18 protein-coding genes are annotated in these 24718 nt (G+C 54.6%); 13 read left to right on the forward strand and 5 right to left on the reverse strand.

The genetic code is table 11. From position 1 onward, the window contains the following. Positions 1-51 precede the first annotated feature (51 nt). The 3 genes from JKP81_RS21435 to queF form a co-directional block, all read right to left on the reverse strand. Positions 52-1341, reverse strand: coding sequence for an HAAAP family serine/threonine permease (locus JKP81_RS21435; RefSeq protein WP_200553312.1), 1290 nt, complete (start codon positions 1339-1341; stop codon positions 52-54). Between the two features lie 451 nt (positions 1342-1792). Further along, the gene (gene ppnN / locus JKP81_RS21440) at positions 1793-3157 is read right to left on the reverse strand and encodes a nucleotide 5'-monophosphate nucleosidase PpnN (protein WP_086873140.1); all 1365 of its coding nucleotides are present in this window, start codon (positions 3155-3157) and stop codon (positions 1793-1795) included. A gap of 117 nt (positions 3158-3274) precedes the next feature. Continuing rightward, positions 3275-4120: an NADPH-dependent 7-cyano-7-deazaguanine reductase QueF gene (queF, locus tag JKP81_RS21445; RefSeq protein WP_200553313.1), complete on the reverse strand. Its 846-nt coding sequence runs from the start codon at positions 4118-4120 to the stop codon at positions 3275-3277. Positions 4121-4189: 69 nt separating this feature from the next. On the opposite strand from queF, the gene syd reads away from it, so the two are divergent. The 8 genes from syd to JKP81_RS21485 all read left to right on the forward strand — a co-directional run bounded on the left by syd (position 4190) and on the right by JKP81_RS21485 (position 12609). After that, a complete protein-coding gene (gene syd, locus JKP81_RS21450; protein WP_200553314.1) occupies positions 4190-4735 on the forward strand; it encodes a SecY-interacting protein in 546 nt (181 codons plus the stop codon). A gap of 631 nt (positions 4736-5366) precedes the next feature. Then, positions 5367-5696: a YqcC family protein gene (locus JKP81_RS21455; RefSeq protein WP_200553315.1), complete on the forward strand. Its 330-nt coding sequence runs from the start codon at positions 5367-5369 to the stop codon at positions 5694-5696. After that, positions 5696-6490, forward strand: coding sequence for a tRNA pseudouridine(65) synthase TruC (truC, locus tag JKP81_RS21460; protein WP_200553316.1), 795 nt, complete (start codon positions 5696-5698; stop codon positions 6488-6490). Before JKP81_RS21455 ends, truC begins: the two co-directional genes overlap by 1 nt. A 5-nt stretch (positions 6491-6495) precedes the next feature. Further along, positions 6496-6945 (forward strand): flavodoxin, encoded by a 450-nt coding sequence (locus JKP81_RS21465; protein ID WP_200553317.1) that lies wholly within the window; start codon positions 6496-6498, stop codon positions 6943-6945. A gap of 380 nt (positions 6946-7325) precedes the next feature. Continuing rightward, positions 7326-8681: an MFS transporter gene (locus tag JKP81_RS21470; protein ID WP_017458740.1), complete on the forward strand. Its 1356-nt coding sequence runs from the start codon at positions 7326-7328 to the stop codon at positions 8679-8681. Next, positions 8681-10021, forward strand: a complete 1341-nt coding sequence (locus JKP81_RS21475; RefSeq protein ID WP_200553352.1) for an enolase C-terminal domain-like protein — start codon at positions 8681-8683, stop codon at positions 10019-10021. The genes JKP81_RS21470 and JKP81_RS21475 overlap by 1 nt, the downstream gene beginning before the upstream one ends. 20 nt (positions 10022-10041) lie before the next feature. Further along, entirely contained in the window at positions 10042-11382 is a 1341-nt protein-coding gene (gene gudD, locus JKP81_RS21480) for a glucarate dehydratase (protein WP_200553318.1), read from the forward strand. 87 nt (positions 11383-11469) lie between these two features. Next, on the forward strand, positions 11470-12609 hold the full coding sequence (locus JKP81_RS21485; RefSeq protein ID WP_200553319.1) for a glycerate kinase: 1140 nt from the start codon (positions 11470-11472) through the stop codon (positions 12607-12609). A gap of 160 nt (positions 12610-12769) precedes the next feature. On the opposite strand, the gene barA is transcribed toward JKP81_RS21485, so the two are convergent. After that, positions 12770-15538, reverse strand: a complete 2769-nt coding sequence (barA, locus tag JKP81_RS21490; RefSeq protein ID WP_200553320.1) for a two-component sensor histidine kinase BarA — start codon at positions 15536-15538, stop codon at positions 12770-12772. 57 nt (positions 15539-15595) lie between these two features. Here barA and rlmD point away from each other — a divergent pair, with 57 nt between their 5' ends. The 5 genes from rlmD to eno all read left to right on the forward strand — a co-directional run bounded on the left by rlmD (position 15596) and on the right by eno (position 23413). Continuing rightward, on the forward strand, positions 15596-16897 hold the full coding sequence (gene rlmD / locus JKP81_RS21495) for a 23S rRNA (uracil(1939)-C(5))-methyltransferase RlmD (RefSeq protein ID WP_200553321.1): 1302 nt from the start codon (positions 15596-15598) through the stop codon (positions 16895-16897). Between the two features lie 52 nt (positions 16898-16949). Next, positions 16950-19187 (forward strand): GTP diphosphokinase, encoded by a 2238-nt coding sequence (gene relA / locus JKP81_RS21500; RefSeq protein ID WP_200553322.1) that lies wholly within the window; start codon positions 16950-16952, stop codon positions 19185-19187. Positions 19188-19251: 64 nt separating this feature from the next. Then, a complete protein-coding gene (gene mazG / locus JKP81_RS21505; RefSeq protein ID WP_200553323.1) occupies positions 19252-20043 on the forward strand; it encodes a nucleoside triphosphate pyrophosphohydrolase in 792 nt (263 codons plus the stop codon). Positions 20044-20395: 352 nt separating this feature from the next. After that, the gene (gene pyrG, locus JKP81_RS21510) at positions 20396-22033 is read left to right on the forward strand and encodes a glutamine hydrolyzing CTP synthase (protein WP_017458748.1); all 1638 of its coding nucleotides are present in this window, start codon (positions 20396-20398) and stop codon (positions 22031-22033) included. A gap of 81 nt (positions 22034-22114) precedes the next feature. Continuing rightward, complete coding sequence (eno, locus tag JKP81_RS21515) at positions 22115-23413, forward strand: phosphopyruvate hydratase (protein WP_065369248.1); 1299 nt, start codon at positions 22115-22117, stop codon at positions 23411-23413. Positions 23414-23477: 64 nt separating this feature from the next. On the opposite strand, the gene JKP81_RS21520 is transcribed toward eno, so the two are convergent. Continuing rightward, positions 23478-24587: an SDR family oxidoreductase gene (locus JKP81_RS21520; RefSeq protein WP_200553324.1), complete on the reverse strand. Its 1110-nt coding sequence runs from the start codon at positions 24585-24587 to the stop codon at positions 23478-23480. Between the last annotated feature and the right edge of the window lie 131 nt (positions 24588-24718).

Below are 24718 nucleotides of genomic sequence, written 5' to 3' on the forward strand. Positions count from 1 at the left end.
TTTCCATTGCAATGAGAGTCGCGCCGCCCGTGGCGAGCGGCGCGAAAGAGATTAGCTGAACAGAGAGAAGAAGATCGCGGAGATAGCGATAAGGCCCATGATAACAACGAAGATATTGCTGATTTTACCGCTGTATTTACGCATTGCCGGTACCTTGGCGATAGCGTACATCGGCATCAGGAACAGGATCATCGCGATAATCGGGCCGCCCAGGGTTTCAATCATTCCGAGGATGCTCGGGTTCCAAGTCGCCACAGCCCAGGTGGTCAGCAGCATAAACAGCGCGGTAATGCGGTTCAGCTTGTTGATTTCGATGCTTTTGCCTTTACCACGCAGAGACTTAATAACCATACCGTTGAAACCTTCGCGCGCACCCAGATAGTGACCGAGGAAGGATTTGGTGATGGCGATCATCGCGATGATCGGTGCCATCCAGGCGATGATCGGTGCGTTAAAGTGGTTTGCCAGGTAAGAGAGAATCGAGATGTTCTGCTGTTTCGCCGACGCCAGGTCAGCCGGAGAGAGGCTGAGTACGCAGCTGAACACGAAGAACATTACCGTCAGCACCATCATGATGTGTGCGAACGCCAGAATACGTGAACATTTGCTCTCTGCTTCGTCGCCGTACTCTTCACGTTTTGCAACCGCAAACGAGGAGATGATCGGCGAGTGGTTAAAGGAGAACACCATTACCGGAATGGCCAGCCACAGAGTCATCCACAGGCCGTTGCCGGTCGCAGACGTGCTGCTTAAAGACAGGGTATCGAGTACCGCACCGTTCCACTGCGGGATCAGGTAAACCGCCAGCAGCATCAGCGCGATAACAAACGGGAACACCAGAATACTCATCGCTTTTACGATCATCTGCTCGCCAAAACGCACGATAGTCATCATGCCGACAATCAGGATCAGCGACAGAATGGCACGCGGCGGCGGCGTCATACCCAACTGGTGGGTCATAAAGCTGTCAACGGTGTTGGTGATCGCCACGCTGTACACCAGCAGGATCGGGTAGATAGCGAAGAAGTAGAGCAGGGTAATCAGTTTGCCCGCGCCGATACCAAAGTGCTCTTCAACCACTTCGGTGATGTCTTCGCCAGGGTTTTTACCCGACAGCACAAAGCGAGTCAGACCGCGGTGTGCAAAATAAGTCATTGGGAAAGCGAGGATGGCCATGATGATCAGCGGAATTAAACCGCCGACACCGGCGTTAATTGGCAGGAACAGTACACCAGCGCCGATAGCAGTACCGTACAGGCCCAGCATCCACATGGTATCCGTTTTGCGCCATGAACTTCGTGTAGCCGATGTGGCCAGCGTACTGGTTTGAGTGGTTTCCATTTATAAATCTCCTGGGAAAAGCAAAATGCTGGCATGACGGGCGAATACAATGCCTGACAGGCTGGCGGTAATATTAAATTCGGTCAATTACGGTTTTTTTATAATTTCTTTCCGCAATTATTTGCGGCGGAAAGATACATTTATGTTATGACTCTATCAGTGATCAGGATCGCAATTGCAATAAATCACTTTTTATGTGGATATATTTAGACCATCTCTCTGCTTAATGATCGAGAGATGAAATTTATGGGCGCGAAGGCTATCACCAGCAAGATTTGCGATCAAACGCACACCGTTTAAATACGATAAATGCCCTGTAAAAAACCGCTATCGCAGTGATTTATCGACGTTTAAGGGCAACTGAAACGTATGAATATGCTGGGGATATGGGGGGAGCTGTGCGGGAAAAAAATCCGAGGTATAAGGGCGACTTATAGGTCGCCCTGGGAGATCAGGCGCAGATTTCGTAGCAAGGAATGTACGCGCTGCCTGGCAGTTTCATACGATGCTGGGCGACAAAGCCCTGTAGCAAGTCATCCATCCGGCGCATCATGTCGCTATCGCCATGAATTTTATACGGGCCGAACTCCTCAATAGCCCGAATGCCGTGCTCTTTCACGTTACCCGCCACGATGCCTGAGAACGCCCGGCGCAGATCCGCCGCTAACGTTTCTACTGGCTGATCCGGATAAAGTTTCAGGTTAGCCATATTTTCGTGCGTGGGTTCAAATGGCACTTGCAGATCCGGCGCGATGCGAATAGACCAGTTGAAGCTATACGCATCCCCGGTTTCACGACGGTTTTCTTTTACCCGCGGCATCGCTTTTTTCATTTGCCGCGCCACTTCAGCCGCATCATTGATGATGATGGTGTAGTGGCTGCGTGCGGCTTCACCCAGCGTGTTGACGATAAATTCGTCCAGCACGCGGAAATAATCCGCACTCTCTTTTGGCCCGGTCAGGATCAGCGGTAGTACCTGGTTTTTGTTGGCCGGGTTCATCAAAATCCCCAGCAGATACAACAACTCTTCCGCCGTGCCTACGCCGCCAGGGAAAATAATGATCCCGTGTGCAATACGGACAAACGCTTCCAGACGTTTTTCAATATCCGGCATGATGATCAGTTCGTTGACCAGCGGATTTGGCGGCTCAGCGGCAATGATCGACGGCTCGGTCATGCCGATAAAACGGCCCTCTTTATAACGTTGCTGCGCGTGGCCGACCGCAGCGCCTTTCATGGGCGCTTCCATCGCACCTGGGCCGCAGCCCGTGCAGATGTTCAGCTCACGCAAGCCAAGCTGGGTTCCCACGCGGCGAGCGTAGAGGTACTCAGTTTCGTTAATCGAGTGGCCGCCCCAGCAGACCACCATGCTCGGCGCTTCGCCGACATGCAGCGCGCGGGCGTTACGCAAAATGGAAAAGACCAGGTTGGTGATATGAATGGAGCTTTCCAGATTTAAATGCTGGACGCGTCCGGCGTTATGAATCTGCCCATTAACGAAGAGAATGTCGCGCAGAACAGCAAACAGGTTGGCCTGCAGCGAGCGAATAATACGCCCGTCGACAAAGGCCTCTTCCGGTGGGTTGATCAACTCCAGCTTTACGCCGCGTTCACGGCGTAACACGTTGATATCAAAACTTTCGTTACGGGAGAGCAGCTCTTTGCTGCTGTCGGTCTGGCTCCCTGAGTTCAGTACAGCGAGCGAGCAGTTGCGAAACAGTTGATACAGGTCACTGCTGGCCGTGCGTTTAAGCATATCGACTTCCAGCTGCGACAGCATATCCATTGAGCCAAGCGGGCTAATATGTGTAATCAAGTGAACTCCTTACGGGACGAAAATTTTATCTTTCCCGTGATTACAATAGCCCTGGCTTATGACGTTTAACAACCTGTCGCGTGGGATCTTCCACGCAGAGTCGTAAAATGTTGGGTTTTACTGGCGTACTAACCGACCGGTTGCAGGGACAAAATCGGTATTAGTGCGCCATGGGTTGATATCCAGCCCGCCGCGTCGGGTATAGCGCGCATAAACGCTCAGTTTTTCCGGCTGGCAGAAACGTTGAATGTCCGTGAAAATGCGCTCCACGCATTGTTCATGAAATTCATTGTGATGGCGGAAAGAGACCAGGTAGCGCAGCAATTTTTCACGGTCGATTTGCGCGCCGCGATACTGGATTTGCACTGAGCCCCAATCTGGCTGGTGGGTGATCAGGCAGTTCGATTTTAATAAATGGCTGACCAGCGTCTCTTCGACAACCTTTCCGCTGGCGGCATCGGTTAACAGCGCGGCGTCAAAGTCGTAACTCTCGATCGCGATATCCTGGTCGTCGATACAGGTGCCGTGAAAATGGGCGACAGGCTGCCCTTCCAGTTCATCAATGCGATACAGCACCACGTTCACGGCACCTTGCGCGCAGACGCTTAAATCGCGTTGCAACGTGTCGTGTACCTCTTGCCAGCTGGCAAACCGTGTCTGGTTAAAACTGTTGAGATAGAGTTTGAAGCTTTTCGATTCCACCAGATTGATGCTGGCGTGATCCAGCTCAACGTGGCCAACTGCCACCTGCGGCAAACCTTTCGCGTTGAGCCAGGAGAGTTCATACAACGTCCAGATATCCGCGCCGCGAAAAGGCAGGTTCTCGGCTTTTAAGCCTAACGGATCGCGGTTTAACGAACGGGGAACGCCCTGCAGCAAGCTGGCGTCGTAGGTGTCGCGGTAATCAGTGGTTTTGCCAAGCGTCAGGCCAGCCAGCGCCTGGTGGTTATCATAAGAGGACATGTTTCATCGCCATTTTGCAGGTAAACTATGACGCAGAGTTTATCCTGGCTTATGTGAAGAGAGAAATCGGTGGAAAAAGAGACGGCGCATGCCCTGAAAGCCTTTACGGAACGTTACTGTAATGCGTGGCACGAACAGCGAGACAGCTGGCCGCAAAGCGAAGAACTTTACGGTATTCCCTCGCCGTGCATTATTTCTTCCACCGACAAGTACGTTATCTGGCAGCCAAAACAATTCGTGCCGGAACGAAATGTAAACCCAATTGAACAGGCCATGGAAATTGTGGTACAAACGCCGCTCCATACCTTTTACACCACACAATTTGCCGGTGATATGACCGCGCGTTTTGGCGAACTGACGCTGACGCTACTGCAAACGTGGAGTGAGGATGACTTCGTGCGTATGCAGGAAAATCTGATTGGTCACCTGGTTACGCAGAAAAGGCTGAAGTTATCACCTACACTTTTTATTGCTACGCTCGACAGCGAACTGGATGTGATTTCGCTGTGTAACCTAAGCGGCGAAGTGGTAAAAGAGACGCTGGGTACGCGTCAGCGCACTATTCTTGCCCCAAGCCTCGCCGCATTCCTCGACCAGCTCGAACCCGTTGTGTAATCCTCTATACTACTCATCTTGTGAGAGATCTCTTACACGACCTGTAAGAGATCGCCAGGTCTTTTTCCATACTTCTGATGCGCCTTCTCATTCATAATTAATATAAATCATGAGGTTAATCTAAAACCCTTTGCCTGTTGAGGTTTCATTCAAAGGCGAATTTGCGTTAAGTATTCTTGTAAGACGTCACGTAATGGGTAATTCTATTTGAGTCGACACGGAGTCTGACAACGAAGCGTACATCAGGATGATGTTGTTTCGAGGACTCACCAGGACGGTGCTGCAAGGAAAGGCTTCAGGACGAAGCAAGGGGACATCGCTGGAATGCGTTAACGGACACCTCCAGGACGGAGAATGAGAGCCGGTAAGGATACCCGGCAGATCAGGAAGATCCAGGACACGCTTTACGGATGAGGCCATGTCACATCGGGGTGGTGTGAGCAAGATGCGCTGTTTAAGGATGAACGGGTCAGGAGACCGCAGGAAAAGTTTTCATGGATGAGCAGGGAGCACACGAGTAGCGGGACTGCTGCGAAACGAACCGGGAGCACTGTTTTTACAGTGCTCCCTTTTTTTATTTGTTCCGCTCTTTGATATGCTGCGCGCCAGTCTGATTATTCCGGGGGTTTATATGACTCAACATCAACGCGTGCGTGAGCAACTTCATCTTCTCGAAGCGCAACTGCGCGAACACAATCTGTGGCAAACCAGCGCGCCAGCGGCAAGCGCCTTCGAAAGCACGCAGCCTTTTTGCATGGACACCCTTGAGCCGTTCGAATGGCTGCAATGGGTGCTCATTCCTCGCATGCATGCTTTATTGGATGGTCAGCAGCCATTACCGCAGGCGTTTGCCATCGCGCCGTACTATGAAATCGCCCTGGATGCGACCCATCCGTCCCGTGATGTGATGCTGGTGCATTTACAGCAACTCGATGCGCTGTTCAGTGACGAAAACGCCTGATGCTGGAGATTATTTACCAGGATGAGTGGCTGGTGGCGGTGAATAAACCTTCCGGCTGGCTTGTACATCGCAGCTGGTTAGATCGCGATGAAAAAGTGGTGGTGATGCAAACCGTGCGCGACCAAATCGGCCAGCATGTTTTTACCGCCCATCGCCTCGACAGACCCACTTCCGGCGTGTTGTTAATGGGCTTATCCAGCGAGGCCGGTCGCCGTTTATCGCAGCAATTTGAGCAACATCAGATTCAAAAGCGCTATCACGCCATTGTGCGTGGCTGGTTGATGGAAGAGGCGTTGCTTGATTATCCGCTGGTCGAAGAGCTGGATAAAGTGGCCGACAAGTTTGCCCGCGCCGATAAAGAAGCGCAGCCTGCCGTAACGCACTATCGCGGGCTGGCAACGTGCGAAATGCCGGTGGCGACGAGCAAATTTCCCACCACGCGCTATGGTCTGGTCGAACTGGAACCCAAAACGGGCCGCAAGCATCAATTGCGTCGCCATCTGGCGCATCTGCGCCATCCGATCATTGGCGACAGTAAACACGGCGATTTGCGGCAAAATCGTAGTGCGGCGGAACATTTTGGCTGTAACCACCTGATGCTGCATGCCAGCCAGTTAACGCTCTCGCACCCGTTTACCGGCGAGCCGTTAACGATTCGCGCCGGGCTGGATGAAACCTGGATGGGCGCGCTGTCGCACTTTGGCTGGCGCGGGCTTCTCCCTGAAAATGAAAGGGTTGAGTTCTTGCCAGTGAGCCGCCAGGATGAGGGCAATCTGGAATCACGCAAGGAGTAATGAGCATGGCGAAGGTCGGAATTTTTGTTGGCACCATGTACGGCAATTCGCTGCTGGTGGCGGAAGAAGCGAAGGAGATCTTACAGGCGCAGGGCCACAAGGCGACGGTATTTGAAGATCCCGAAGCCAGCGACTGGGAAAACAACAAAGGCAATTACGCGCTGATAGTCACCTCCACGACCGGTCAGGGTGATTTGCCGGAAAGCATTGCGCCGCTGTTCCATTATCTGCGCGACACCGTGGGTTATCAGCCCGATCTGCACTATGGCGTCATTGCCCTGGGCGATAGCACATACGCCCATTTCTGCGGCGGGGGTAAGCAGTTTGATGCCTTGCTGCAAGAACAAGGTGCGCAGCGTATCGGCGAAATGTTGCTGATCGACGCCAGCGAAGACCCGGAACCGGAAACCGTTTCTAATCCGTGGGTTGAGCACTGGGCGACCCTGCTGAAATAACCTGTCTTCCTCTCCGTACGCGGGGAGGAAACCTCTCTTTTTGCCGCGTCAAGCGACACATTTCACACTCTTTAACGCTGCCTCTCTTTTGACCGCCTTCGGTCATGCTCCATTTTCATTTCCGTGAAGTACTCCCCATCCGCCTGGGCTAATGCCTTAAAGGGCATAGCCGCGCCCGGCGAATGTTGTGTTGTTGCACGGTGAGAGTTCAAAAGGCGCTCCATATACTTTTTCTTGCCAGTTAAAAAAACGCGGCCCGCCGGGTGCGGCAAACCCGGCAGGAGCAGCAAAAACACAATGACATCATCCTGTCTTCCCCTACAGGTTGCGCCGTACAGGATGAATGGACAAAAGAACATTTATGCTTCGGGAGTACAACCATGAGTACATTTAGCCAGGCGGCGAGCGGCGCTGAAAAGCGTACCAACGCCCGCTACTGGATAGTGGTGATGCTGTTTATCGTCACATCCTTCAACTATGGCGATCGCGCCACGTTGTCGATTGCCGGTTCGGAGATGTCCAAAGCGATAGGTTTGGATCCGGTCGGTATGGGTTATGTTTTCTCCGCGTTTTCCTGGGCTTATGTGATTGGCCAGATACCGGGCGGCTGGTTGCTTGACCGCTTCGGATCAAAACGCGTCTATTTCTGGTCTATCTTCACCTGGTCGCTGTTTACCTTACTGCAAGGTTTCGTCGACATCTTTAGCGGCTTTGGCATCATCGTTGCGCTCTTCACCCTGCGTTTTATGGTCGGTCTGGCCGAATCCCCTTCCTTCCCTGGCAACAGCCGCATCGTTGCGGCCTGGTTCCCGGCGCAGGAGAGGGGCACGGCGGTGGCGATTTTTAACTCCGCGCAATACTTCGCGACGGTGATCTTCGCGCCGATCATGGGCTGGCTGACGCACGCCGTGGGCTGGTCACATGTGTTCTTCTTTATGGGCGGTCTCGGCATTTTCATCAGCTTCCTGTGGCAGAAAATGATCCACGAGCCGAACCAGCATCCGGGCGTTAACAAAAAAGAGCTGGAGTACATTGCTGAAGGTGGTGCGCTGATCAACATGGATCAGGCGAAAAGCGCGCAGCATGTTCCGTTCTCAGAAAAATGGGGGCAGATCAAACAGCTGCTGGGTTCCCGCATGATGATCGGCGTCTACCTGGGCCAGTACTGCATTAACGCCCTGACCTATTTCTTTATCACCTGGTTCCCGGTTTACCTGGTGCAGGCGCGCGGCATGTCGATTTTGAAAGCGGGTTTTGTTGCTTCAATCCCGGCGATCTGCGGATTTGTGGGGGGCGTACTGGGCGGGATTATTTCCGACTGGTTAATGCGCCGTTACGGCTCGCTGAATGTGGCGCGTAAAACGCCAATCGTATTGGGGATGCTGCTCTCCATGAGCATGGTGTTCTGCAACTACACCGACTCCGAAACGCTGATTATTGCTTTCATGGCGCTGGCTTTCTTCGGTAAAGGTATCGGTGCGCTGGGCTGGGCGGTGATGGCAGATACCGCGCCGAAAGAGATCAGTGGCCTGAGCGGCGGTCTGTTCAACATGTTCGGTAACATCTCCGGCATCGTGACGCCGATTGCCATTGGTTACATCGTCGGCACGACCGGCTCGTTTAACGGCGCGCTGATCTATGTCGGTATCCATGCGCTGGTGGCGGTACTGAGTTACCTGGTTCTGGTGGGTGATATCAAGCGTATCGTGCTGAAACCTGTGACAGGACGTGAATGATGAACACACAAGCAAGCCCGATTATCACCGAGATGAAAGTCATTCCTGTGGCCGGGCATGACAGCATGCTGATGAACATCGGCGGCGCGCATAACGCATACTTCACCCGCAATATCGTGGTGCTCACCGACAACGCCGGTAACACCGGCGTCGGTGAAGCGCCAGGCGGCGACGTGATCTACAAAACATTGGTCGACGCCACGCCGATGGTGGTGGGGCAGGAAGTGGCGCGGTTGAATAAAGTGGTGCAGCGCGTACACAAAGGCAACCAGGCGGCGGATTTCGACACCTTCGGTAAAGGTGCCTGGACGTTTGAACTGCGCGTGAACGCGGTGGCGGCACTGGAAGCCGCTCTGCTGGATCTGTTAGGCAAAGCGCTGAACGTCCCGGTGTGCGAACTGCTTGGCCCTGGCAAACAGCGTGATGCGGTGACGGTGCTGGGTTATCTGTTTTATGTTGGCGATCGTACTAAAACCGATTTGCCCTATCTGGAATCGACGCCTGGCAGCCATGAGTGGTATCACCTGCGTCATCAGGAAGCGATGAACAGCGATGCGGTTGTTCGCCTGGCGGAAGCGTCGCAGGATCGCTACGGCTTTAAAGATTTCAAACTCAAGGGCGGCGTACTGCCAGGCGAAAAAGAGATCGACACCGTGCGGGCGCTGAAAAAACGCTTTCCGGATGCGCGCATCACTGTCGATCCCAACGGTGCCTGGCTGCTCGACGAAGCCATCAGCCTGTGCAAAGGCCTCAATGATGTGCTGACCTACGCGGAAGATCCGTGCGGCGCGGAACAGGGCTTCTCCGGGCGTGAAGTGATGGCGGAGTTCCGTCGCGCCACCGGCTTGCCGGTTGCCACCAATATGATTGCCACCAACTGGCGTGAAATGGGCCATGCGGTGATGTTAAACGCGGTGGATATCCCGCTGGCGGATCCGCACTTCTGGACGCTTTCCGGCGCGGTACGCGTGGCGCAACTGTGCGACGACTGGGGATTAACCTGGGGTTGCCACTCCAACAACCATTTCGATATCTCGCTGGCGATGTTCACTCACGTTGGCGCGGCAGCACCGGGAACGCCAACTGCCATCGACACCCACTGGATCTGGCAGGAGGGCGACGCGCGCCTGACCAAACAGCCGCTGGAGATCCGCCAGGGGAAAATCGCCGTACCCGATGCGCCAGGCCTTGGCGTAGAGATCGATTGGACGCAAATCGAAAAAGCGCACGCGGCATACAAGAAGCTGCCCGGCGGCGCGCGCAATGACGCAGGCCCGATGCAGTACCTCATCCCTGGCTGGACGTTTGACAAAAAACGCCCCGTTTTTGGACGTCATTGATAGACCAAAAGGATTAAAAAATGAGCACATACAGTTCGACACCCGTTGTCTCTTCCATGCAGGTCATCCCGGTTGCGGGCCACGACAGCATGCTGATGAACCTGAGCGGCGCGCATGCTCCGTTCTTCACCCGCAATATCGTGGTGATTAAAGACAATGCCGGTCACACCGGTGTCGGTGAAATCCCCGGCGGCGAGAAAATCCGTAAAACGCTGGAAGATGCTATTCCGCTGGTGGTTGGTAAGACGCTGGGTGAGTACAAAAATGTCCTCAACACCGTGCGCAGCAACTTTGCCGACCGCGACGCCGGCGGCCGTGGCCTGCAAACTTTCGATCTGCGTACTACGATCCACGTGGTAACCGGTATTGAAGCGGCGATGCTTGATCTGCTCGGCCAGCTCCTCGGTGTGAACGTTGCGTCGCTGCTTGGCGAAGGTCAACAGCGCAGCGAAGTGGAGATGCTCGGTTACCTGTTCTTCGTTGGCGACAGTAAAAAAACGCCGCTGCCGTACCAGAGCCAACCGGATGACAAATGCGACTGGTATCGCGTGCGCCACGAAGAGGCGATGACGCCAGATCGCGTGGTGCGCCTGGCGGAAGCTGCGTATGAGAAATACGGTTTTAACGATTTCAAACTGAAAGGCGGCGTGCTGGCGGGAATGGAAGAGGCCGAAGCGATTTCCGCGCTGGCAAAACGCTTCCCGCAGGCGCGCGTGACGCTCGATCCGAACGGTGCCTGGTCGCTGGATGAAGCGATCAAAATCGGTAAGCACCTGAAAGGCGTGCTGGCGTACGCGGAAGATCCGTGCGGCGCGGAACAGGGCTTCTCCGGTCGTGAAGTGATGGCGGAGTTCCGCCGCGCGACCGGCCTGCCGACCGCCACCAATATGATCGCCACCGACTGGCGTCAAATGGGCCATACGCTGTCACTGCAATCAGTGGATATCCCGCTGGCGGACCCGCACTTCTGGACCATGCAGGGTTCGGTACGTGTGGCGCAGATGTGCCACGAGTTCGGTCTGACCTGGGGCTCGCACTCGAATAACCACTTTGATATTTCGCTGGCCATGTTCACCCATGTTGCCGCTGCGGCACCGGGCAATATCACCGCTATCGATACACACTGGATCTGGCAGGAGGGCAACCAGCGCCTGACTAAACAGCCATTCGAAATCAAAGGCGGGATGGTGCAGGTGCCGAGCAAACCGGGTCTTGGCGTGGAGCTGGATATGGACCAGGTGATGAAAGCTAACGAGCTGTATCAAAAACACGGTCTCGGCGCGCGTGACGATGCAATGGGAATGCAATACCTGATCCCGGACTGGAAATTTGATAACAAACGTCCGTGCATGGTGCGTTGATGAAATTGCCAGTCCTTGCGGGGGCTGGCATTTCCTCATCTTTGCTGGGTGTATGCTTAAAGCCGTGAATATGCGTAAGGATGGCTTATGAAAATTGTGATCGCACCAGACTCTTACAAAGAAAGTTTAAGTGCCCTGGATGTGGCGACCGCGATTGAGAGCGGTTTTCGTGAAATTTTCCCCACGGCGGAATACGTCAAAATACCGGTGGCGGACGGTGGCGAAGGGACGGTTGAAGCCATGGTCGCCGCTACCGACGGGCGTATTGTTAAGGTTGCGGTCAAAGGCCCGCTCGGCGAGCAGGCGGAAGGGTTCTACGGCATTTCTGGCGACGAGCAATCCGCTTTTATCGAAATGGCCGCCGCCAGCGGGCTGGAAATGGTGCCCCCGGCCAAACGCGATCCGCTCATCACCACGTCCTGGGGCACCGGTGAGTTGATTCGCCATGCGCTGGACGCGGGCGTAAAACATATCATCATTGGCATTGGCGGTAGTGCGACCAATGACGGTGGTGCTGGCATGGTGCAGGCGCTGGGCGCAAAACTGCTGGATGAGAACGGCCAGCAGATTGCGCTGGGTGGTGCAGCGCTGGAAACTCTGGCGCGAATTGATACTGCACAACTGGATAAACGCCTTGCCGAGTGCCGTATTGAAGTGGCGTGTGACGTGACCAATCCACTCACCGGAAAAGAGGGTGCGTCGGCGGTGTTTGGCCCGCAGAAAGGGGCGACGCCGGAGATGATCCACAGGCTCGATAAAGCGCTCGAACATTATGCGCGGATCATTGCCCGCGACCTGGATTTGGACGTGCTGCACCTGGCGGGCGGCGGTGCGGCAGGGGGAATGGGCGCTGCGCTGTATGCGTTTTGCGGCGCAGAGTTGCGCCAGGGTATAGAGATTGTCACCGATGCGCTGGCGCTGGATGAGTACGTGATTGGCGCTGACCTGGTGATCACTGGCGAAGGGCGTATCGATAGCCAGACGGTGCACGGCAAAGTGCCCGTGGGCGTGGCAAAAGTGGCGAAGCGACATAATATTCCGGTGATCGGCATTGCTGGCAGCCTGACCGCCGATGTTGGCGTGGTGCACCATCACGGTATCGATGCGGTGTTCAGTGTGATCTACAAGGTCTGTTCGCTGGAAGACGCGCTGGAAAATGCCGGCGAAAATGTCCGCATGACCGCGCGCAACGTGGCGGCAGTGCTGAAAGCAGGGCAAAAGCTGTAACCGCAAACCGCCCGGTAGCATGCACGCTTACCGGGCTTGTTCTAACGCGTTCTCACTGACCTGGTGGTGGCGTGTTGAGTGGATAATCAATGAGTTGTTTATCCACGCGCGGATAAACAACGTGTTTGACCTAAACTCCCGCCAGCGGTTATGCGGCAGGCTACCCCAGCAATTTGTGTGCTTCGCGGGTGACGTTATCCATCTCATCGAGCAGTTCCAGAAACTCCGGCTCCAGCTCTTCGGCCGCAACGCCACTGCGTAACTGCTGTTCAATCAACTGGCAGAGATTTTTCAGCCGCGGTACGCCGCTGTAACCGCAACTGCCGTGCAACTTATGGATGCCTTCAGAAAGCCCTTGCGGCGCTTCGCCAACCAGCTGTTCTTCCACCATATTGCGGATCTCCGGCAGGAACTCGACCAGCATATGCAGCATCTCGCGCGCCAGATCTGTTTTCCCTGCCGCCTGGCGCAGCGCCAGTTGCCAGTCGAGCGTGGTATCGGCGTCAACCACGATATCCGCAGGTGCTACTGCCTGTTGCGGTGGCGTCAGCCAACTGCCGATATCCGGGCCGGGCTTATAGCGGCGCAGCAGACTGCGCAGCTTGTCCTCTTCAATGGGCTTCGCCAGATAGTCATTCATCCCGGCGCTGAGCAGTTTCTCTTTTTGCCCGGCCATCGCATGGGCAGTAACGGCGACGACCGGCGTTTGCTGCTGGTGCGGCAACTGGCGAATCAGCTCGCAGGCGCGAATGCCATCCATGTCCGGCATCTGAATGTCCATCAGGATCAGATCGAACTGTAGCTGCCGTGCGCGCTCAATGGCCTGTATACCGCTTTCGCACAGCTCGACATGCTGCACCTGATCTTCCAGCAACGCGCCGATGAGTTTCAGGTTGGCCGGGTTATCGTCCACTGCCATTACCGTCATCGGCAGTTTTGTTTCATCTACCGGCTGAGCCTGCGTGAGCCGGGTCGCACGGCAATATTCTGTGAGCGCGGGCAGCAGGCGGGTGGTGGTCAGTGGTTTCAGCAGACAGGCCGCCGCGCCGTCTTGTTTCAGCTCCTCGGCATTCACCTGCGCATGGCAAGGCAGCGCTAATAGCAGGTAGTCGGTCATGGCGGCGGCACGTGCGAGGCGGTCGTGCTGCATGTTGAGCGGCTCACGCACCGTCACCGGAATCGCCATCAGCAGAATGTCGTAATGCGCCTGCGGCAGTGCCGAGAACGACGGGCTGTAAATCACCTCCAGCGGCGTTTCGTGCAACACGTCCAGCGTGCTTTGCGCGGCTGTCGCATTGGGCTCGACATAGGCAAGGCGCTTGCCCGCCAGGCAGCCGGTGGCTGGCGCTTCGCTGATGGCGTTTGGATTAAGATCGAGATTAATGTGGAACCAGAAGGTGGAGCCGCGATTCGGCTGGCTATGGAAGGAGATATCGCCGCCCATTTCATTGACCAGCCTTTGGGTTATCACCAGCCCCAGGCCGGTGCCGCCGTGGCGGCGAGAGATGCTGGCATCGGCCTGACGAAATGCCTGGAACAGCCGCGACTGATCGCGCTCGGGGATGCCGATGCCGGTATCGCGGATCTGCATCTCAACCTGCACTTTGTTGTTACTGATGGCGCGCTTCTCTACCACAATGTCGATATTGCCATGCTCGGTGAACTTGATGGCGTTGCCGACAAGATTGGTGATCACCTGTTGCAAACGCAGCGGATCGCCAATCACGTTATCCGGCACATCGTTTTTGATGTTCAGCGTCAGTTCCAGCCCCTTGTCGTGCGCCGAATGCGCCAGCAGGATAACCACTTCATCGAGCGTATTGCGCAGCGGGAACGGGATGCTTTCCAGAATTAACTTGCCTGCCTCCAGCTTGGAGAAATCCAGCACGTCGTTAATGATCGCCAGCAGGTTGTTCGCCGAACGTTCAATCGTCAGCAGGTGATCGCGCTGCGTGGGGTTAAGCTCAGATTTCAGCGTCAGGCGGGTAAAGCCAATCACGCCGTTCAGCGGCGTGCGCAGCTCATGGGACATATTGGCGAGGAACTCAGACTTGATGCGCGCCGCTTCCTGGGCGCGTTTTTTCGCCAGATCCAATTCGACGTTCTGGATCTCCATCTGCTCCAGCGTTTCGCGCAGATCGGAAGTGGACTGGTCAATGTTGTGCTGCATCTCTTCGTGGTAGGCTGCCAGCGACATCGCCATTGAGTTGATGCCGTTTTTCAGCATATCCAGCTCGCCAAGCATAAAACCTTCGACGCGGCTGTCGAGCTGCCCGCGTCGAATGCGGTCAACGGTATTGACCATATTACGAATCGGGCTGGTCACGTCGCGCATTAAGCGCCAGCCGAAAATCAGCGCAATACCAATACAGAACAAAATCATCAGGCTGGAGATAAAAATCTCTTTGTACTGCTGCAAACGGACCGATTTGAGATCCAGCTCCAGCGCCACATAGCCGAGCATGTTGCCGGTAATTTTATCCGCCGGTAGCGCGGTGTTGGTTTGCGTAAATCCTTCGGAAAGGATGGGCGTGCGCAGGATCATCACATCGCCACGCCGGGAGACGCTGAGCCTGCGCGGAAAAGGTTGCCCTTCCGCCAGCCGGAGATTATCGCCATCAAGCTGGAAATTAGAGGAAACGAATACGTTATTCTGCCCATCGTAAATGGAAATTGCCCGCACAATATCGGAATGACGGCGATGTAAAACGCTCACCAATTGGCCAATCGCGTCTTTGTCCTGCAACGTCATGCTGTATTCGCTGGAGACCGCCAGCGGCTCAATGATGCTGGCACCGGCGTCTTCCAGTTGACGCTGCAAATCGTTATAGCGGTGAACGACAAAGAAGATGCTGAGCAACACACCGATAAGCACGGTGGGCGCCAGAATCAGAATCATCATGCGTGCGCGCAAGCTGTAGTTGGTCATGGAGTTCCGTTATGGGAGAATTAGGCCATTAATCTGTAAATGAGATAAATCCCTGCAATGGCGCAATTCTACTCTGCAAAACGACGTGTGACGACTAGTCAAAAAGTAACCGTAACCGTAACTGATCTTGATCCCTTTGGGCAGGGGGTTGCGCGCCATAACGGGAAAGCGCTGTTTATCCCTGGGCTGTTACCCGGCGAAACGGCGGACATTGTGCTGAAAGAGGATAAGCGACAGTTTTCACGCGGTGAGGTGAAGCGCCGCCTGAATGATAGCGACGAGCGCGTTACCCCGCAGTGTCCGCATTTTGGCGTCTGCGGTGGTTGCCAGCAGCAGCATGCCAGTATTGCCCTGCAACAGCGCAGCAAAAGTGCGGCGTTGGCGCGTTTGATGAAACGGGACGTTGATGAAGTGATTGCGGGTGAACCCTGGGGGTATCGCCGCCGCGCGCGGCTCAGCCTGAGCTGGCAGCCCAAAAACCAGTGTCTGGAGATGGGGTTTCGTAAAGCGGGCGGCAACGACATTATTAATGTCACCCGCTGCCCGGTGTTGGTGCCCCGTCTTGAGGCATTACTGGCGCCGCTGCGCGAATGCCTGAGCGGGTTGCAGGCAGTGCGTCAGCTTGGCCATGTAGAGCTGGTGGAGGCCGATAATGGCCCATTAATGGTTTTGCGTCACACTGCTGCATTAAGTGCAACAGACAGAGAAAAACTGGAACAGTTTTCGCATTCTCAGGAACTCTCTCTGTATCTCGCGCCACAAAGCGAGATACTAGAACAGGTTAGCGGAGAATCTCCCTGGTACAGCTCTGACGGGCTACGCTTAACGTTCAGCCCGCGGGACTTTATTCAGGTTAACGATGGGGTTAACCAGCAAATGGTGGCGCGAGCGCTGGAGTGGCTCGATGTGCAGCCCGGCGACCGGGTGCTGGATCTGTTCTGCGGCATGGGCAATTTCACGCTACCGCTGGCAAAACGCGCGGCCAGTGTGGTTGGTGTGGAAGGCGTCGCCAATTTGGTGGCGAAAGCGCAGGATAACGCGCAACAGAATGGCTTGCAGAATGTGACATTCTTTCATGAAAATCTGGAGGAAGATGTCACGAAACAGCCCTGGGCAAGCCGTGGTTTTGACAAAGTTTTACTCGATCCGGCACGTGCAGGCGCTGCCGGAGTGATGAAACATATTCTAAAATTGTCGCCGGGCAGAGTGGTGTACGTTTCCTGTAACCCTGCCACCCTTGCCCGCGACAGTGAAGCGCTATTGGATGCGGGTTACCAGATCCAGCGGCTGGCGATGCTGGACATGTTCCCGCACACTGGCCACCTGGAATCGATGGTGTTGTTTGTGAATCACAAATGATTAATTTCGGCTTGTCGAGTTCGACAGGCCCGGTCCCTGAAAGGAGAGGACAATGGTTGCGGTACGCAGTGCGCATTTGAACAAAGCGGGTGAATTCGATCCGGCCAAATGGATCGCGAGTCTGGGGATAACCAGTCAGCCGTCGTGTGAACGCTTAACCGAAACCTGGGCATATTGTCTGCGACAAACACAGGGACATCCGAACGCGGAATTACTGCTGTGGCGCGGCGTCGAGATGGTGGAGATCCTCTCCATGCTGAGCATGGATACCGACACGCTGCGCGCGGCTCTGCTGTTCCCGCTGGCCGATGCGGAAGTGGTCAGCGAAGAGGTGCTGCGCGAAAGCGTCGGTACATCGGTGGTCAACCTGATCCATGGCGTACGCGATATGGCAGCTATCCGCCAGTTGAAAGCTACCCACACTGATTCCGTCTCCTCCGAACAAGTCGATAACGTTCGTCGTATGCTGCTGGCGATGGTGGATGATTTCCGCTGCGTAGTTATCAAGCTGGCGGAACGTATTGCCCACCTGCGTGAAGTGAAAGATGCGCCGGAAGATGAACGCGTACTGGCGGCGAAAGAGTGTACTAATATCTACGCGCCGCTGGCGAACCGGCTGGGCATCGGGCAGCTCAAATGGGAGCTGGAGGATTACTGCTTCCGTTACCTGCATCCGGCGGAGTACAAACGCATCGCCAAGCTGCTGCACGAACGCCGTATCGATCGCGAACACTACATTGACGAATTTGTTGGGCATTTGCGTGCCGAAATGAAGACCGAAGGCGTCAAAGCGGAAGTGTATGGCCGCCCGAAACACATCTACAGCATCTGGCGAAAAATGCAGAAAAAACACCTCGCCTTTGATGAGCTGTTTGATGTGCGCGCCGTGCGTATCGTCGCTGAGCGTTTACAGGACTGCTACGCTGCGCTCGGGATCGTACACACCCATTACCGCCATCTGCCGGATGAGTTTGACGACTACGTCGCGAACCCAAAGCCGAACGGTTACCAGTCTATCCACACGGTGGTGCTTGGGCCGGGCGGTAAAACCGTTGAAATCCAGATTCGTACCCGCCAGATGCATGAAGATGCGGAGCTTGGCGTCGCTGCACACTGGAAATATAAAGAGGGTACAGCTACCGTTGGCAGCCCGCGTTCGGCGCACGAAGACCGCATTGCATGGCTGCGTAAACTGATTGCCTGGCAGGAAGAGATGGCCGATTCCGGCGAGATGCTCGACGAAGTTCGCAGCCAGGTGTTCGACGACCGCGTGTATGTCTTTACCCCGAAAGGCGATGTGGTGGACTTGCCTGCAGGTTCGACGCCGCTGGATTTTGCTTACCATATTCACAGCGATGTCGGTCACCGCTGCATCGGCGCGAAGATCGGCGGGCGCATCGTACCGTTCACTTATCAATTGCAGATGGGCGATCAGATCGAAATTATCACCCAGAAGCAACCGAACCCAAGCCGCGACTGGCTGAACCCGAACCTGGGCTATGTGACCACCAGCCGTGGGCGCTCGAAGATCCACGCCTGGTTCCGGAAACAGGATCGTGACAAAAACATTCTGGCGGGGCGTCAGATCCTCGACGATGAGCTGGCGCATCTTGGCATCAGCTTGAAAGAGGCGGAAAAATTCCTGCTGCCGCGCTACAACTTTAACGAGCTGGACGAGTTGCTGGCGGCGATTGGCGGCGGGGATATCCGTCTCAATCAGATGGTGAATTTCCTGCAATCGCAGTTCAATAAACCGAGCGCAGAAGAGCAGGACGCCGCCGCGCTGAAGCAACTGCAACAGAAAACGTACGCGCCGCAAAGCCGTAGCAAAGACAACGGCCGCGTCGTTGTCGAAGGGGTTGGTAATCTAATGCACCATATCGCGCGGTGCTGCCAGCCGATCCCGGGTGATGAGATCGTTGGTTTTATCACTCAGGGGCGTGGGATCTCTATTCACCGCGCCGACTGCGATCAGCTGGAAGAGCTGCGTAACGTGGCGCCGGAACGTATCGTCGACGCCGTCTGGGGCGAAAGCTACTCGGCGGGTTATTCGCTGGTGGTGCGCGTCACGGCGAACGACCGTAGCGGATTGCTGCGCGACATCACTACCATTCTCGCCAATGAGAAGGTGAACGTGCTCGGCGTCGCCAGCCGCAGCGATACCAAAGAACAGCTGGCCACCATCGATATGAATATCGAAATCTACAACCTGCAAGTGCTGGGCCGCGTGCTCGGCAAACTCAACCAGGTGCCGGACGTCATCGACGCTCGTCGCCTGCACGGTGGCTGATTTTCTCTTCATGCGAGCCTCGTCCTGATGGGCGAGGCTCAACACTCATTACCAGGGATTTCTCATGACTCAAATCGATCGTCTGCTCGGGATTATGCAACGCCTGCGCGATCCGGAAACCGGCTGCCCGTGGGACAAGGAGCAGACTTACGCCACCATTGCGCCTTACACGCTGGAAGAAACCTACGAAGTGCTGGACGCTATTTCGCGCGAAGATTTTGACGACCTACGCGGTGAGCTCGGTGACCTGCTGTTCCAGGTGGTTTTTTATGCACAGATGGCGCAGGAAGAAGGGCGTTTCGATTTCAGCGACATTTGCGCCGCTATCAGCGACAAGCTGGAGCGTCGCCACCCGCACATTTTCGGTGACGCGCATGCGGGAAACAGCACGGAAGTGCTGGCACGTTGGGAGCAAATTAAAAGCGAAGAGCGCGCGGAAAAATCTCAGCACTCAGCGCTGGACGACATTCCACACAGCATGCCTGCGCTGATGCGTGCGCACAAAATTCAGAAGCGCTGCTCGACTGTCGGCTTTGACTGGACGTCGCTCGGCCCGGTGCTCGACAAAGTGTACGAAGAGATTGACGAAGTCATGGACGAAGCCAAACAAGCGGTGGTGGACGAAGCGAAACTGGAAGAAGAGGTCGGCGATTTGTTGTTCGCGACCGTCAACCTTTCGCGTCATCTTGGCGTCAAAGCGGAAGTGGCATTGCAAAAAGCCAACCTGAAATTTGAGCGGCGTTTCCGCGAAGTTGAGCGCATTGTACGCGAACGCGGTCTGGAAATGACCGGTGTAGATCTGGAAACAATGGAAAATGTCTGGCAACAAGTAAAACGCCAGGAACATGATCTTTAAAGCATTTGTTCCAGTAAGCGCGATTTGTGTGATTTTTAAAATAACAAGCGCTTGATTTGCGTCAAAAACATTTACCCAAAAGTGGCTATTTTCACACTCCTTAAGTTTGTTGAAATGCCTTGAGAATCGCCTCTTCGAGTAATTCGGGTCGCAGCAAGGCGGCAACCGAGCGAATCTTCAGACGCAGCGAAATGCGCCGCGCCTGGGGTAAGCGAAAGAAGCCAATGCAGATGCGGCCTGAAGAACAGAGGAGAGGGGCAATGAAAGTTTGTGGCGTAGACCATCATCGGGTATACTGCTTTCCCGTCCTGGTTATTCCATCGTCTTTTAAACCTAACTTCTCAGGTTCAGCATGACAACGAACTATATTTTTGTGACCGGCGGGGTCGTATCCTCTCTGGGTAAAGGCATTGCCGCAGCCTCCCTGGCAGCCATTCTTGAAGCCCGTGGCCTCAACGTCACCATGATGAAATTGGATCCGTACATTAACGTCGATCCAGGGACCATGAGTCCAATCCAGCATGGTGAAGTGTTCGTTACCGAAGACGGCGCTGAAACCGATCTGGATTTGGGTCACTACGAGCGTTTTATCCGCACCAAAATGACCCGTCGCAACAACTTCACCACTGGTCGTATCTACTCCGAGGTTCTGCGTAAAGAGCGTCGTGGCGACTATCTGGGCGCAACTGTACAGGTTATTCCGCACATTACCAACGCGATTAAAGAACGCATTATTGCCGGTGGCGAAGGCCATGACGTTGCGCTGGTTGAAATCGGCGGTACGGTGGGTGACATCGAATCCCTGCCGTTCCTTGAAGCTATCCGTCAGATGGCGGTAGAAGTGGGTCGTGAGCGCACTCTCTATATGCACCTGACGCTGGTGCCTTATATGGCGGCTTCCGGTGAAGTGAAAACCAAACCGACGCAGCATTCTGTTAAAGAGCTGCTCTCTATCGGTATCCAGCCAGATATTCTGATTTGCCGTTCCGATCGCGCGGTTCCTGCTAATGAACGCGCAAAAATTGCTTTGTTCTGTAACGTTCCAGAAAAAGCTGTGATTTCTCTGAAAGACGTCGATTCCATTTATAAAATCCCGGGCCTGTTGAAATCCCAGGGGCTGGACGATTATATTTGTAAACGATTCAGCTTGAACTGTCCGGAAGCAAACCTGGCCGAATGGGAACAGGTTATTTATGAAGAAGCGAATCCGTCAGGCGAAGTCACCATTGGTATGGTCGGTAAGTACATTGAACTTCCGGACGCATACAAATCGGTTATTGAAGCACTGAAACATGGTGGCCTGAAAAACCGCGTCACCGTCAACATCAAGCTGATTGACTCGCAGGATGTTGAAACGCGCGGCGTAGAGATCTTAAAAGGTCTCGATGCGATTCTTATCCCTGGCGGCTTCGGCTACCGTGGTGTGGAAGGCAAAATCGCCACCGCGCGCTATGCGCGTGAAAACAATATTCCTTACCTGGGGATTTGCCTGGGTATGCAGGTTGCGTTGATTGAATTCGCTCGTAACGTGGTCGGAATGGAGAACGCCAACTCCACGGAATTTGTGCCAGACTGTAAATACCCGGTTGTGGCGCTTATTACCGAATGGCGTGACGAAGACGGCAACGTTGAGCAGCGTTCGGAGAAGAGCGATCTCGGTGGCACCATGCGCCTCGGCGCACAGCAGTGCCAGCTTGGTGATGACAGCCTGGTTCGCCAGCTGTATGGCGCGCCAACCATTATTGAACGCCATCGCCATCGTTACGAAGTCAACAACATGCTGTTGAAACAAATCGAAGCTGCGGGTCTGCGTGTTGCGGGCCGTTCCGGGGATGATCAGTTGGTCGAGATCATCGAAGTGCCGAATCATCCGTGGTTCGTCGCTTGTCAGTTCCACCCGGAATTTACTTCTACGCCGCGTGATGGACATCCGCTGTTTGCCGGTTTTGTGAAAGCCGCCAGCGAGTATCAGAAGCGCCAGGCGAAGTAAAAAAGTTACAACAGCAACGCGTACCATCGGTACGCGTTGTTTGTCTGGAGTTTTAGTTTAACTTGTACTGAGGAAAACCTAATGTCCAAAATCGTTAAAGTCATCGGTCGTGAAATCATCGACTCCCGTGGTAACCCGACTGTTGAAGCCGAAGTACACCTGGAAGGTGGTTTCGTAGGTCTGGCTGCTGCGCCGTCAGGTGCTTCCACTGGTTCCCGCGAAGCGCTGGAACTGCGCGATGGCGACAAATCCCGCTTCATGGGTAAAGGCGTACTGAAAGCGGTTGGCGCGGTTAACGGCCCGATCGCTCAGGCAATCCTGGGTAAAGACGCGAAAGACCAGGCCGGCATCGACAAAATCATGATCGATCTGGATGGTACCGAAAACAAATCCAACTTCGGCGCGAACGCAATCCTGGCTGTTTCTCTGGCTACCGCTAAAGCTGCTGCTGCTTCTAAAGGCCTGCCGCTGTACGCACACATCGCTGAACTGAACGGCACCCCGGGTAAATACTCTATGCCGGTTCCGATGATGAACATCATCAACGGTGGTGAGCACGCTGATAACAACGTCGACATTCAGGAATTCATGATTCAGCCGGTTGGCGCGAAAACCCTGAAAGAAGCTGTACGTATGGGTTCAGAAGTGTTCCATAACCTGGCGAAAGTACTGAAATCCAAAGGCATGAACACCGCTGTGGGTGACGAAGGTGGCTACGCGCCGAATCTGGGTTCCAACGCAGAAGCACTGGCTGTTATCGCTGAAGCGGTTAAAGCTGCGGGCTACGAGCTGGGCAAAGACATCACTCTGGCGATGGACTGTGCAGCATCTGAGTTCTACAAAGACGGTAAATACGTTCTGGCTGGCGAAGGCAACAAAGCGTTCACCTCTGAAGAGTTCACTCACTTCCTGGAAGATCTGACCAAACAGTATCCGATCGTTTCCATCGAAGACGGTCTGGACGAATCTGACTGGGCTGGCTTTGCTTACCAGACCAAAGTGCTGGGCGACAAAATCCAGCTGGTGGGCGACGACCTGTTCGTAACTAACACCAAGATCCTGAAAGAAGGCATCGAAAAAGGCATCGTTAACTCCATCCTGATCAAATTCAACCAGATCGGTTCTCTGACCGAAACGCTGGCTGCGATCAAAATGGCGAAAGACGCTGGCTACACCGCTGTCATCTCTCACCGTTCTGGCGAAACTGAAGACGCTACCATCGCTGACCTGGCTGTTGGTACCGCTGCAGGCCAGATCAAAACCGGTTCTATGAGCCGTTCTGACCGCGTTGCTAAATACAACCAGCTGATTCGTATCGAAGAAGCGCTGGGTGAACAAGCACCGTTCAACGGTCGTAAAGAGATCAAAGGCCAGGCGTAATCGCTAAGCGTTGATCAAATAAAAATGCCAGTCAGTTGACTGGCATTTTTTTTTGGGCTTTTGACTATTTAAAATCGACTTCCATCTGCTGCGGTATCGTCAGGCCGCGCGTTGTCTGCACGCAGCGGGCGATATAGTCGGTAAACCGCGGCGGCTTCGGCATGCCCATGCTGAGCAGCTTATCATTGCTGAAACGTACGTTAAGCGTGGCAAACGCTCCGTAAAGACGCATCGCTTTCAGCATCAGGCGCTCGTTGCACGGCCCGAAGATATCCTTCAGCTCGCGGCGCATTTTCACCAGTGTTTCATAGCTAACCTGTGCGTATTTATCGCCAACCGGCGCTTTTTCCAGCGCCTGCGCCATTGCCCTGTCGATATCGGCAAAGCGGACGCTATTCTCTTCCCCGGCCGAGATATGCACCACTTCACCCTGCGCAATCTCTCCGCTAAGTAGCATCAGCAGCGCATCGGCGCAGTAATCCACCGGGATCACATCCACGCGATCTTCCAGTGAACACATAAATTTTTGCAGCATCAGCCCCATGCTGAACACCCAGAAGATACTGGTAGACGGGGTGCAACCGTGGCTGGTGTGGCCGACGACAATCGATGGACGTGCGATCACCAGCGGCAACTGCGGGCACTCTTTGCGCATCAGTTGTTCGATAGTGGATTTGGAGTGCGTATAGGTCACCAGGTGCTCGGCATTCTCGCGAAACTCGCTGCTTTCCGGTACCAGTGAATCCGGCTCCGGGGTACACGACATCGCGGTGCCAACGTGCAGAAAACGCTGTAACCCGGCAACTTGCGACATCCGGCGTGCAAACGTCAGCGTGCCTTCCACGTTGACTTTCCACACCAGCGGATTGTTACCAAAAGAGGCCACGGCTGCGCAGTTCAGCACGTGGGTGACATTTTCCAGACGCGGATCGGCAGTAAAACCTTCTGGTTCGCCCAAATCGCCGAGCAGGATCTGCGAAGTCGAAAGTGAGTTCAGCACCTCATCACTGAGGTTGAATTTGCGCATATTGCTTTTAACGCGCGCAAGCCCGGCTTCGCTATTTTCGGCGCGAACCAGCAGCAATAAATTCATCGGTAGATTGTCGTGAAGAATTTTTTCTAATACCGCCCCGCCAAGAAACCCAGTGACACCCGTAATCAATAATGTATTCATCAACGCTTTCTCATCATGGTTGTTGTGGCGGATTGTAGGCACAGAAAGCTAAACGCCATATCAATAAAATGACGTACAAAAACGGGGTTTCTTAAGCTGGTTTTAAGGAAGAAAACGCGGGGGATTTGTCT

The organism is Kosakonia sp. LAM2021 (assembly GCF_016620385.1).
Classification (GTDB): Bacteria; Pseudomonadota; Gammaproteobacteria; order Enterobacterales; family Enterobacteriaceae; genus Kosakonia; species Kosakonia sacchari.